Source organism: Sphingomonas mollis (assembly GCF_016427505.1).
Taxonomy (GTDB): Bacteria; Pseudomonadota; Alphaproteobacteria; order Sphingomonadales; family Sphingomonadaceae; genus Sphingomonas; species Sphingomonas mollis.
The window spans coordinates 89,083-102,218 of sequence record NZ_JAELXS010000001.1 but is presented as its reverse complement, the minus strand read 5'-3'; the positions used below and the strand labels follow the sequence as shown (position 1 = coordinate 102,218).

Below are 13,136 nucleotides of genomic sequence, written 5' to 3'. Positions count from 1 at the left end.
AGGGGCTTTTTTTCCGTCAGTGCCTTTGCGGCACCAGCAACCAGACGCGCGGTTCCTTCGTCGGTTTGGGCTGGCCATCGATCCGCACGGCGCGGAACAGGCGCACCGGTTGCAGGATCATCTGGCCCTTCATCGCATCGAAGCCGCCGCCCGACGGCTCGGCGAGGATACGCTTCACGACGTCCATGCCGCCGACCACCCGCCCGAATGCGGCATAGCCGGCATAGCCCGGCCGCGTGTCCATCTGCGGCGTCGGCCCCACCGTCAGCACGAAATTGCCGCCCGCCGATGCCGGATTGTCGCCGCGCGCCATCGAGATCGTCGCGTCGAGATGGCGGATACCTGTCTGGGCGGTCGTCTCCAGCGGAAAGGGCGGCAGGATGCGCTTGGCATCAGTGCGGATGCCAGCCTGCACGAACCCCTTGGTCGGATCGGCCTTGCCCCGTGCCGCGCGATAGAAGGTCGTGCCATCGAACCGGCCATCATCGACATAGGCCATGAAATTGGCCGTCGTCTTCGGCGCCCGCCGCGCGTCGAGCGCCAGCATGATCGGCCCGCGCGACGTATCCAGCCGCACCCGGACGATGCCGGGCCGCGCCCCCGCCGCCGGCCCTTGCGCGACCACGGCCGGGGCCAGCAACAGGGCGACGCCGGCCAGCGCCGCCCACCATCGGTCGACCATAAAACCCCTCAGCGCGCGATCCCGCCCGCGGCGAGCACCGCCAAGGTCACCAGCTCGCTGGCGGTCGAGGTCATCGGTGCGATCTGCACCGGCTTTTCCATGCCGATCAGCATCGGCCCGATCATGTCGTCGCCACCCAGTTCGCGCAGCAGCTTGGCCGAGATATTGGCCGATTGCAGACCCGGCATGATGAGGATGTTGGCGGGACCGGACAGGCGCGCGAACGGAAAGTTCTTCAACTGCTTCGGGTTCAGTGCAACATCGGGCGCCATCTCTCCCTCATATTCGAAACTAACCTGCCGCCCGTCGAGCACCTTTACGCCTTCGCGGATATTATCGAGCCATTGACCGTCCGGATTGCCGAAGGTGGAATAGCTGAGGAACGCGACGCGCGGCTCATGCCCCATCCGCCGCGCGACCTGGGCGGTCTGTTCGGCGATGTCGGCCAGTTCCTCGCCGGTCGGGCGTTCGTTGATCGTGGTGTCGGCCATGAACACGGTGTGGCTCTGCCCGACGAGCAGGTGGATGCCGAACGGCACCTTGCCCTTCATCGGGTCGATCACCCGGCGCACGTCCTTGAACGTCTTGGCATAGGTGCGGGTGATGCCGGTGATCATCGCATCGGCATGGCCCAGCTGGAGCAGGATCGAGGCGAAGGTGTTGCGGTCCTGATTGACCATCCGTTCGATATCGCGGCGCAGATAGCCGCGACGTTGCAACCGGCGGTACAGGAACTCGACCATTTCCGGCACCAGCGTCGAGGTGCGGCTGTTATGCACCTCGTATTCGTCGGGCTTGGTCACGCCCAGCGCGCGCAGCCGGTCGTGCACATCGTCGCGGCCGACCAGCACCGGCGTGCCGTAGCCACCCTCCTTGAACGCGATCGCCGCGCGCAGCACGACCTCCTCCTCGCCCTCGGCGAACAGCACGCGCTTGGGATGCGCCTTGGCCCCTTCATAGGCGAGCGTCAGGACCGAGGTGGTCGGGTTCAGCCGCTCGCGCAGCGACTGGCGGTACGCCGCCATGTCGATGATCGGCTTGGTCGCGACGCCCGAATCCATCGCCGCTTTGGCGACCGCGACCGGCACGATCTCCATCAGGCGCGGATCGAACGGCGACGGGATGATGTATTCCGGGCCGAAGCTGTGCTGCACGCCATATGCGACCGCGACCTCGTCGGGCACGCGCTGGCGCGCCAGTTCGGCGATGGCGTTGGCGGCGGCGATCTTCATCGCGTCGTTGATCCCCGTCGCCCGCACGTCGAGCGCGCCGCGGAAGATGAACGGGAAGCAGATCACGTTGTTGACCTGATTGGGATAGTCCGACCGACCGGTGGCGACGATCGCGTCGGGCCGCGCGGCCTTGGCCAGTTCGGGGCGGATCTCAGGTTCCGGGTTGGCCATCGCGAAGATGATCGGCGACGGCGCCATGTCCTTTACCATCTCCGGCTTCAGCGCCCCCGCCGCCGACAGGCCCAGGAACATGTCCGCGCCCGCCAGCGCTTCGGTCAGGGTGCGCCGCTCGGTGACGGCGGCGTGCGCCGACTGCCACTGGTTCACATCGTCGCGCCCCTGATAGATCACGCCGGTCCGATCGCACATCAGGACGTTGTCGGCGCGGACGCCCATCGCCTTGATAAGCTCGGTGCACGCGATCGCCGCCGCGCCGGCGCCGTTCACCACGACCTTCACGTCTTTCAGGTGACGGCCGGTCAGCATGCACGCATTGATGAGGCCCGCGGCGCAGATGATCGCGGTGCCGTGCTGGTCGTCATGGAAGACCGGAATGTTCATCCGCTCGCGCAGCGTCTGCTCGATGATGAAGCATTCCGGCGCCTTGATGTCTTCCAGATTAATGCCGCCGAAGGTCGGCTCCATCAGCTCGACCGCGTCGATGAAGCGATCGACATCCTCGGTCTTCAGTTCGATATCGATCGAATCGACGTCGGCGAAGCGCTTGAAGAGCACCGCCTTGCCCTCCATCACCGGCTTCGACGCCAGCGCGCCGAGATTGCCCATGCCCAGGATCGCGGTGCCGTTGGAAATCACCGCGACCAGATTGCCCTTCGCGGTATAGTCGTACGCGGTCGACGGATCGTCGGCGATCGCCTGCACCGGCACCGCGACGCCCGGCGAATAGGCCAGCGCCAGATCACGCTGCGTCGCCATCGGCTTGGACGCGATGATCTCGATCTTGCCGGGACGCCCCTCCGAATGGAACAGCAATGCTTCACGCTCGGAGAACTGGACGTTGACGGCCTCGGACATGAACAACTCTCCCACGGATTTTGGGACGGTATTAGGCGTAGCGGCCCGCCAAGGGAACGCTCGATTCGACACGTTTCAGGCGGGTTTCGCCCCTTGGAGCCTCGTCCGCGCCCTGCAGACGCCATTTCATGTGCAGGAATCGGCACTTCGCGCGAAACCCGCCGCGGCCATGTCGGCAGGACTTGGGCCGCGCCGCCACGCTCGCTAGACGGGGTCGATGTCCGCCGCCTCCCCCACCCCTGCCGCTGCCCCCACCCCGATGATGGCGCAATATCTGACGTTGAAGGCGGAAGCGGCGGATTGCCTGCTCTTCTACCGGATGGGCGATTTTTTCGAGCTGTTCTTCGACGACGCCCGCATTGCCGCCGCCGTGCTCGACATCGCGCTGACCGCGCGCGGCGAGCATGATGGCGAGAAGATTCCGATGTGCGGCGTGCCGGTCCACGCCGCCACCGCCTATCTGCAACGCCTTATCAAGGCGGGCCACCGCGTCGCCATCGCCGAGCAGACCGAAAGCCCGGACGCCGCCCGCAAGGCACGCGGCTCCAAGGCGCTGGTCAACCGCGCGATCGTCCGCGTCGTCACCGCCGGCACCCTGACCGAGGAAGCGCTGCTCGACGCGCGATCCGACAATTGGTGCGTGGCGATCGGTGAGGCGGGCGGCGACGTGGCACTCGCCGCGGCCGATGTCTCGACCGGCCGGTTCCAGGTGATCGCGCTCGACGCGGCAACGCTGCCTGCCGAGCTGGCCCGCCTGTCCCCGGCCGAGGTCGTCGCCTCCGAAGCGGGCGCGTTCATCGAGGCCGCCACGTCGATGCGACCCAAGGCGGATTTCGACAGCGGCACCGGCGAGACGCGGCTGAAACGCCTGTTCGCGGTCGCGACGCTCGACGGGTTCGGCCAGTTTGGCCGCGCGGAGTTGGCCGCGGCGGGCGGGCTGATCGCCTATCTCGACCACACCGCCAAGGGCGCGTTGCCGTTCCTGCGTCCCCCCGTCCTGCACCGCGCCGCCACGACGATGGCGATCGACGCGGCGACGCGCGAAAGTCTGGAACTGACGCAGACCGCCGGCGGCCAGCGGCGCGGCAGCCTGCTCGATGCGGTGGACCGGACGGTGACGGGCGCCGGTGCGCGGTTGCTGGCGGCGGATATCGGCGCGCCGCTGATGGACCGGGCAGCGATCGACGCGCGGCTGCAACTGGTGGCGCATGTTCATGACGATGCGGGTTTGCGCGAGCGGATCAGGGCGGCGCTGCGTGCGCTGCCCGATATCGGCCGCGCGATGGGGCGACTGGTGGCGGGGCGTGGTGGCCCGCGCGATCTGGGCCAGTTGCGCGACGGTCTGGACGGCGCATGGGCGCTGGGCGAGCGGCTCGATGTGGCCGGCGCGCCGCCGCTGCTCGCGCAACTGGCACCGCAACTGCGCGGTCACGGCGCGCTGATCGATCTGTTGCGCCGCGCGCTCGTCCCCTCGCCCCCGATCGAAGCGAGCGATGGCGGCTATATCGCTGCCGGGTACGATGTGGCGCTGGACGATCTGCGCGATACCGGCGCCGGCGGTCGGCGTGCCATCGCCGCGCTGGAGGCCGAGTTTCGGCAACAGACCGGCGTCACCGCGCTCAAGATCCGCCACAACAACGTGCTCGGCTATCATGTCGAGGTGCCGGCCCGGGCAGCCGACGCGCTGATGAAGCCCGACAGCGGCTTCACCCACCGCCAGACGCTGGCTGGCGTCGTCCGCTTCAATACCCCCGCGCTGCACGACGTGGCGACGAAAGTGGCGCAGGCCGGCGCCCACGCGCTGGCGGCGGAGGCGGCGCATCTGGAAGACCTGACCGCACAGGCGCTCGACCGGCGCGAGGCGATCGCCGCCACCGCCGACGCGCTCGCCCGCCTCGACGTCGCGACCGGACTGGCGGAGCGCGCGGCGGAGGGCGGCTGGGCGCGGCCGGTGCTGGTGGAACACCCCTGTTTCGATGTCGAGGGTGGCCGTCACCCGGTAGTCGAGGCGGCGGTCGCGCGCGCCGGCGACCGCTTCGTCGCCAATGATTGCTGCCTGTCGGAAAGCTCGCGCCTGTGGCTCGTCACCGGCCCCAACATGGGCGGCAAATCGACCTTCCTCCGCCAGAACGCACTGATCGCCGTCCTGGCGCAATGCGGCAGTTACGTCCCCGCGACCCGCGCGACGCTCGGACTGGTCGATCGCCTGTTCAGCCGCGTCGGTGCGTCCGACAATCTGGCGCGTGGCCGCTCCACCTTCATGGTCGAGATGGTCGAGACCGCCGCGATCCTGGCGCAGGCGACGCCGCGCAGCTTCGTGATCCTCGACGAGGTCGGGCGCGGCACGTCGACCTATGACGGTCTCGCCATCGCGTGGGCGGTGGTGGAGGCGATCCATGAGGACAATCGCTGCCGCTGCCTGTTCGCCACCCATTATCACGAACTGACGCGTCTCGCCGAACGATGCGAGGCGCTGTCCCTCCACCATGTCCGCGCCCGCGAATGGAAGGGCGATCTCGTCCTTCTGCACGAACTGACGGACGGCCCCGCCGACCGCAGCTATGGCCTCGCCGTCGCCCGCCTCGCCGGCATGGCGCCGCAGACCGTGGCCCGCGCCAAGGCGGTGCTCGCCAAGCTGGAGGCCGGTCGTGCCAAGACCGGCGGACTGGCGGCCGGGCTGGACGACCTGCCCCTGTTCGCCGCCGCGCAGCTCGCAGAGAAAGAAGAATGCGACGCGATCCGCGCCGAGGTGGAAGCGCTCGACATCGACGCACTGACGCCGCGCGAGGCGCTCGACACGCTCTATCGCCTGAAAGCCCTGGCGCGCGAGGGATAGGCGGGTCGCGATACCATATCGGAGATGGTAGGCATGGCCCGCTACATGACCGCCACACTACGGATAGATCGTATGTCCTCCCCCTCGTTCCGTCTCAATCCCGATCTCGATGCGGGGGTACTTGGCACGGTGTATCGGCGCGATGGGCGCGTGCGGGTACATGATTTCCTCATGCCCGATGATGCCGCCCGGTTGCATAAGCATTTGAGCGCGCGCGAAGACTGGCGGCAGATACTGAACAGCGGTGACAAGGTGTTCGAGCTGGACCGCGCCACCCGCGCCGGGATGACCGATACCCAGCGATCCGCGCTCGACGACGGCGTGATGGCGGGGGTTCGTGACGGGTTCCAGTACCGGTACGAATCGATCCGCGTATCGGACGCCGCCTCCGCCCGGCGCACCGCGGCCGACGTCCTGAACGATTTCGCGATCTGGCTCTCCGGCCCGGAACCGCTCGCCTTTCTGCGCCATATCACCGGTGCCGGCGACATCGTCTTTGCCGACGCGCAGGCGACTGCCTATTCTCCGGGCGATTTGCTCACCGCGCATGACGATGAGGTGGCGGGCAAAGACCGGCGGGCGGCCTATGTCCTGGGCCTCAATCCGCGCTGGCGGCCGGAATGGGGCGGGATACTGCTGTTCCATGATGATGACAGCAGCGTGTCGGGCAGCGTGCCTGCCTTCAACACGCTGGACATCCTCTCGGTGCCGCAGCCGCATAGCGTATCGATGGTAACGCGCGCCGCGCCGGACCGACGTTATTCGATCACCGGCTGGCTTCGCGCCCAGCCGCAACCAGCCTGAGCGAGCCGCCATGCCATCACCCTCCTCCCGTTTCGAACACCTACCCAACCGCCGCGCGATCGTCGATCGTCGGGCGCTGGCGGAGGCGGTGGCGGCGCTGCCCGAGGCCGGGCTGCGTGCCGCCACGATCCAGTTGCTGAAGGACGCGCTCACCGCCGGCCGCGCCGAGATCGCGCACCGGCTCGCCGAGCGGCCGACCAAGGGGCTGGAGGTCGCCAGCGGACAGGCATATCTGATCGATCAGTTGCTGGCGATCCTGTTCGACCTTGCCACCACGCGCCTGCATCCGGCGGACGAGCCGATCACGCTGCTGGCGGTCGGTGGCTATGGCCGGGGCGAGATGGCGGCGCATTCCGACATCGATATCGGTTTCCTGACGCGCAACACGCCGTCGCCGCGCACCGCGCTGGTGATCGAGACGATGCTGTACGCGCTATGGGATCTGGGGCTGAAGGTCGGCCATTCCAGCCGCTCGCTGGACGAGATGATCCGCCAGTCCAAGGCCGATGTGACGGTGCGTACCGCGCTGCTGGAGGCGCGCTTCGTCACCGGCGACACCACGCTGTATGACGACGCCGCCCGCCGCTTCAAGGCAGAGGTACAGCGCGGCACCGAGCGCCAGTTCGTGGCCGACAAGCTGGCCGAGCGCGACGCCCGCCATCGCCGGATGGGCGACACGCGGTACGTGGTCGAACCCAATGTGAAGGAGGGCAAGGGCGGCCTGCGCGATCTGCACGCGCTCTTCTGGATCGGCAAATATGTCTATGACGTGCAGCGAGCGCGTCAGCTGGTCGATGTCGGCCTTTTCACGCCCGCCGAATACCGCGCCTTCCACCGTGCCGACGAGTTCCTGTGGGCGGTGCGGTGCCACCTGCACGTCATTGCGCGCCGGGCGGAGGACCGCCTGACCTTCGACGTGCAGCGCGAGGTCGCGGCGAGGATGCGGTTCAAGGACCGGCACGACAAGCCCGCCGTCGAACGCTTCATGCAATTCTATTTCCTGCAAGCGCGCACCGTCGGTACGTTGACGGGGGTGTTCCTCGCGCATCTCGACGAGCGGTTCGCATCGCGGGGCAAGCGTTTCGGCTTGCCGACGATCCGCCGCGCGCCGAAACGGCTGAACGGCTTCGTGCTGGATCGCGGACGCCTTGCGCTGCCCGGCGACGATTTCTTCGCCGAGGATCCGGTCCGCCTGATCGAGATTTTCGCGCTGGCCGATGCCCATCATCTGGAAATCCATCCGCTGGCGATGCGCGCCGCCTCCCGCGATGCCAAGCTGATCGACGATTACCGGCAGGACCGGCACGCCAACGCGCTGTTCCTGGAAGTCCTGACCAGTCCCGGCGATCCCGAACTGGTGCTGCGATGGATGAACGAGGCGGGAGTGTTCGGCCGCTTCGTCCCCGATTTTGGCCGCGTCGTGGCGATGATGCAGTTCGACATGTACCACCACTTCACCGTCGACGAGCACACCATCCAGGCGATCGGCCTGCTCGCCCGGATCGAGGCGGGCACCCTGCGCGAGGATCACCCGCTCGCCAGCGCCGTGATCGACCAGATCATCTCGCGCCGGGTGCTGCGCGTCGCTGTGCTGCTGCACGATATCGCCAAGGGACGCGGCGGCGACCATTCGGTGCTGGGGGCCGAAGTCGCCTGTCGGCTCTGCCCGCGTTTCGGCCTGACGCCCGCCGAAACCGAGACGGTGTCGTGGCTGGTCCGGTATCATCTGCTGATGTCGGATACCGCGTTCAAGCGCGACCTGTCGGACTTCAAGACGATCCTCGATTTCAGCGCCATCATCGCCAGTCCGGAACGACTGCGCCTGCTGCTGCTGCTGACCGTCGTCGATATCCGCGCGGTAGGGCCGGGAACGTGGAACAGCTGGAAACGCCAGTTGCTCTCCACACTCTACGAATCGGCCGAGGAGGTGCTGCGCCTCGGTCACAAGCAACGCGGTCGGGAAGAACGTATCGCCGCCAAGCAGGCGCGGCTGGCCCGGGCGCTCGACTGGGGAGATGCGCGTTTTGCCGTCTTCGTCCGCCGCCTGCCCGAATCCTACTGGATCGCCGAACCGGAGGACGTGCTGGAACATAACGCCCGGCTGATGGCGGCGGCCGGCGATGCGCCGTTGTCGATCGATGCACAGGTCTATGCGGAGCGTGGTGCGACCCTCGTCACGATATATGCCGCCGATCACCCCGGCCTGTTCTATCGCATCGCCGGTGCGATCCATGTCGCCGGCGGCAACATCATCGATGCGCGTATCCACACGACGCGCGACGGCATGGCGATCGACAATTTTCTGGTGCAGGACCCGTTCGGCCGGCCGTTCGACGATCCGGCGCAGCTGAACCGGCTGCGCATCGCGATCGAGGATGCGCTGGCCAATCGCGGCAAGCTGAACGATCGGCTGGTTGCCAAGCCCGCCGCACGGATGCGCGCCGATGCGTTCACGATCCAGCCCAACGTCCTCATCAACAACGACGCCTCGAACCGCTTCACCGTGGTCGAGGTCAATGCTCGGGACCGGCCGGCGCTGCTCAATCAACTGGCACAGGCGCTGTTCCAGTCGAAGGTCACGATCCATTCGGCGCACGTCGCCACCTATGGCGAGCGCGCGGTCGACACCTTCTACCTCACCGATCTGACCGGCGACCGGCTGACCCAGCCCACCCGGTTGAAAACGCTGGAAAAGCGCCTGCTTGATGCAGCGGCTGGACACGCGGTCGACATGGTCGCCGCCTGACACGAAAGGGCCGGCCCGCCCGGTGGAGCGGACCGGCCCTTTTCCCGGACGATATGTTCAGAAGCGCGAGCGGAGCGTCACGCCATAGGTGCGCGGCTCGGCCAGGAAGGACGAGTAGAGCGCGTTGGCCGTCGTGCCGAAGCGCTGGGTGTTGGCGATCGACCCTGCCCCCTGGAAAGGCGTATTGAAGGCGACCTGGATGTAATCCTGATTCAGCAGGTTCTGCGCCCAGAATTCCAGCGCCCAGAGCTGATCGCGGCCACGGATGCCGATGCGCGCATTGACCAGCGCAAACCCGTCCTGCTTCTTCTCCGGCGCCAGATCCGACCCGGTGTTGTAGTCGGAGGTCAGGCGGCTATCGACGTAGAACAGGGCCGACATGCCGTTGCTGCCGATATCCGGCGTCCACGCGAACGAGGTCGTGACGACGTTCTTCGGGGCGTTCGACAACTGGTTGCCCGGCAGCAGGAACAGGGCCGGATCAAGCGCCTCGCCCTGCGAACTGCCGACCAGGTTCTTGCGGAAATGCGTGTCGGCATAGGTGTAGCCGGCGGTGAACGTCACGTGTCGCGCCGGGTTCATCGTCGCTTCCAGTTCGACACCTTGCGAGATAACGCCCGCCTTGTCGGCATTGCCGGCGCAGGTGCCGTTGCCGGACAGGCTGTCGGTATCGGCACCGGCCAGGTTGTTCTTGCACGACTGGATGTTCTGCACGACGAACACCGACCCGTTGAAGGTGTTCAGCTGGAAGTCCTTGAACTCCTGACGGAATGCCGCGACGTTCAGGCTGAACGCGCCGCGGATGTTGTACTTCGCGCCGATTTCATACGCGTTCACCTTTTCCGCATCGAAGCGCAGACCCGGTGCATCCGCATTGGTGCGCGGCGCGAAGACGCCGGTCAGGCCGCCCAGATCGGACCGGTCGAGATTGTATCCGCCGGCCTTGTACCCCTTGGCATAGGATGCATAGGTCAGCAGTCGCGGCGTCGGCTTCCACGACACCACGCCGGTGCCGGTGAACTCGCCGTCATCGAACCCATCGTTCAGGTTCAGCGCGTTCAGCGTCGACGACGAATTACCCGTGCAAGACAGGGTGACGATCGCGGCGATATACTGACGCGCCGCAGCCGGCACCGCAGCATTGGCGATAAACGGCGACAACGCTGCCTGTTGTTGTGGGCAGATCGTATTGTTGTTGTTGAAATTGGCGCGGAAGTCCTTGCTCTCGTGCGTATAACGCAGCCCCAGCGTCACCGACAGCGTGTCGGTGATGTTCAGGATGTTGTGCGTGAAGAACGCATAATTCTCGCTGTCCTGCCGATAGACCGACCGCTGGTCACCACGGCTGTTCAGCGTCGACAGGCGATCGAGGCCACCCAGCACCGTGTTGGCGAGCGCTCCGAAATTCGCACCCAGCGCCTGCCGCGCCGTGGCGCCACCCAGTGCCGCCAGCGGCGTGGTGCCGAGACAGCCCGGATTCGCCTGGTTCTGCAGGAACGCTGCCGGGTTGGCGGTGGCGACCAGCCGGCAAGCCGCGAACGCGCCGTAATTGGCGCCGAACACGACGTTGTCGACCAGCTTCAGCTTCTCCTTCGAATAGAACCCGCCGACCAGCCAGTCGAGCTTGCCCTCGAACAGCGAGCCGTTCAGCCGCACTTCCTGCGTGAACGTCTTGAACTGGCGATACGCATTGCCGTCGGCGGCACGGTGCGTGAGGTCGACATTGGTGTAATCGACGTCGCCGGCATTGCCCGACTTGTATTCGCGATAGGCGGTGATCGAGGTCAGCGTGGCGCCGCCCAGATCCCAGTCGAGCTGGCCCGAACCGCCATAATCCTCGGTCTTGTTGCGGTATGTCTGGCCCGGCGTCACCGCCACTTCGCGGCTGAACGGATTGGCGCGCGTGCCGGCCAGCGGATAGACCGCGCCCTGTCGGCGCAGCACATCGACGATCCGGTTCGACGTGCCATAGGTAACCTGGCCATCGGCGTTGACCGTGCTGCCGTTCGCCTGAGCTGGATTTGCGGTCGGGTCGGTCGTCTCGTTCTGGCTGTAATAGACCGCGCCGCAGCAGCTTTCGTTGCGATGCGTGTAATCGCCGATCAGGCGGAAGCTGATCGCGTCGGTCGGTTTGAACAGCAACTGCCCGCGGACGAAATAGCGGTCGCGGTCGTTGACGCGCGATTCGCTGCCATTGGCGGCGGTGACGTTGCGGTAGAAGCCGTCGCGCTTGTTATAGATGCCGTCGACCCGGAACGCGAGCGAGTCACCGATCAAAGGCCCGGTCAGGCCACCGACGAAGCGGTAATTGTCATAATTGCCATAGGTCGCCTCGGCCACGCCGCCGAATTTGAACTTCGGCAATTGGGTTACGATGTTGATGAGGCCGGCCGACGCATTGCGGCCGAACAACGTGCCCTGCGGCCCGCGCAGCACCTCGACCCGCTCGATCTCGCCCAGTTCGTTCAGGCCGACACCCGTACGGCTGCGATAGACGCCATCGATGAAGACCGCGACCGAGCTTTCGAGGCCGGGGTTGTCGCCGACCGTGCCGATACCGCGGATACGGGCAGAGGCGTTCGCTTCCGAACCGGTGGAAGACACCAGCAGCGACGGGGCCAGCTGGTTGAGCGAGCGGATGTCATTGGCGCCGGTGTTCTGCAACGCCTCCTGCGTCACCGCGCTGACCGCGATCGGCACGTCCGACAGCGGGCTGGCACGGCGGGTGGCGGTGACGATGATGTCGCCCGCGCTGGGTCCATCCGCGTCACGATCGGTCGCACCGGCGTTCTGGGCCGGCGCGCCGGCATTGGGGGATTCGGCCTGTACCGCGCCGTTGGCGGTGGCCTGGCTCGACACCTGCCGCGCCGCGCCGTTGGTCGGGACGGGCTCCTGCGCCAGAGCGGGCGCTGCGATCGCAATGGTGGCGGCAGCAGACAGCAGGTACGCGGTCAGGCGCATGGTGGCATCTCTCCTAAACAACCCGTTCCGAATAATTCGAATATCTGGTTTGATGGATGCTAGGGCGATTTACCGAGTGCCGTCCAACGAATTTGAAGATCGCCCCTGTTTTTTAATGGGACCCCATCTTTTTTGATCGAGGGTGTCGCACTGAAGCAACATCGTGCAATGCAACAAAAAAAGGCGACCGTCGCCGATCGCCTCGTTTGAATCGAAAGGGGCAGGCGCACCTTATTTGGGCGACAGCACCATCAGCATCTGCCGGCCTTCCATGCGCGGATAGGCTTCGACCTTGGCCACTTCGGTCGTATCCTGCGCCACGCGCTGCAACACCGCCATGCCGAGCTGGCCGTGGCTGAGTTCGCGACCGCGGAAGCGCAGCGTCACCTTCACCTTGTCGCCCTCACCGATGAACTCGTGCACCTTTTTCATCTTGGTGTCGTAGTCATGGTCGTCGATGTTCGGACGCATCTTGATCTCCTTGATTTCCTGCGTCTTCTGCGACTTGCGGGCGAGGTTCGCCTTTTTCTGGGCCTCATACTTGAACTTGCCCACGTCCAGATACTTCGCGACCGGCGGATCGGCGTTGGGCGACACCTCGACCAGATCGAGACCCAGCTCCTGCGCAGCCGCCATCGCCTCGCGCGTGTACATCACGCCGAGATTCTCGCCCTCGTGGTCGATCACGCGGACCTTGGGGCTTTGGATCCATTCGTTGAAACGAGGACCGTTCATCGGCGGCGCCTGATTGGGTCGGCGCATCGTGGGAGGACGTATGGGTATAGCTCCTGTAAAATTACTCGTCCGATATAGGGCATCCGCCGCCCATTTGAAAGCCGT

At 66.2% G+C, this 13,136-nt stretch carries 7 protein-coding genes; 3 read left to right on the top strand and 4 right to left on the bottom strand.

All coding sequences use genetic code 11. The features are described 5' to 3' along the window. Nucleotides 1-16: 16 nt before the first annotated feature. Nucleotides 17-682, bottom strand: coding sequence for a peptidylprolyl isomerase (locus JAO74_RS00440; protein ID WP_199033939.1), 666 nt, complete (start codon nt 680-682; stop codon nt 17-19). An 8-nt stretch (nt 683-690) separates the two neighbouring features. Then, nucleotides 691-2,949: an NADP-dependent malic enzyme gene (locus JAO74_RS00435; protein ID WP_199033938.1), complete on the bottom strand. Its 2,259-nt coding sequence runs from the start codon at nt 2,947-2,949 to the stop codon at nt 691-693. Between the two features lie 259 nt (nt 2,950-3,208). On the opposite strand from JAO74_RS00435, the gene mutS reads away from it, so the two are divergent. From mutS to JAO74_RS00420, 3 genes are all read left to right on the top strand, one after another. Continuing rightward, nucleotides 3,209-5,785 carry a DNA mismatch repair protein MutS gene (gene mutS, locus JAO74_RS00430; RefSeq protein WP_199035046.1) on the top strand — a complete coding sequence of 859 codons (2,577 nt, stop codon included), beginning with the start codon at nt 3,209-3,211 and terminating at the stop codon, nt 5,783-5,785. A gap of 72 nt (nt 5,786-5,857) precedes the next feature. Then, nucleotides 5,858-6,589, top strand: a complete 732-nt coding sequence (locus tag JAO74_RS00425; protein WP_199033937.1) for a 2OG-Fe(II) oxygenase — start codon at nt 5,858-5,860, stop codon at nt 6,587-6,589. Nucleotides 6,590-6,599: 10 nt separating this feature from the next. After that, nucleotides 6,600-9,335, top strand: coding sequence for a [protein-PII] uridylyltransferase (locus JAO74_RS00420; RefSeq protein WP_199033936.1), 2,736 nt, complete (start codon nt 6,600-6,602; stop codon nt 9,333-9,335). Between the two features lie 57 nt (nt 9,336-9,392). Here JAO74_RS00420 and JAO74_RS00415 read toward each other — a convergent pair whose 3' ends face one another. Together JAO74_RS00415 and infC are read right to left on the bottom strand one after the other, a co-directional pair. Beyond that, on the bottom strand, nt 9,393-12,296 hold the full coding sequence (locus JAO74_RS00415) for a TonB-dependent receptor (RefSeq protein ID WP_199033929.1): 2,904 nt from the start codon (nt 12,294-12,296) through the stop codon (nt 9,393-9,395). Nucleotides 12,297-12,527: 231 nt separating this feature from the next. Next, entirely contained in the window at nt 12,528-13,058 is a 531-nt protein-coding gene (infC, locus tag JAO74_RS00410) for a translation initiation factor IF-3 (protein ID WP_056531786.1), read from the bottom strand. Between the last annotated feature and the right edge of the window lie 78 nt (nt 13,059-13,136).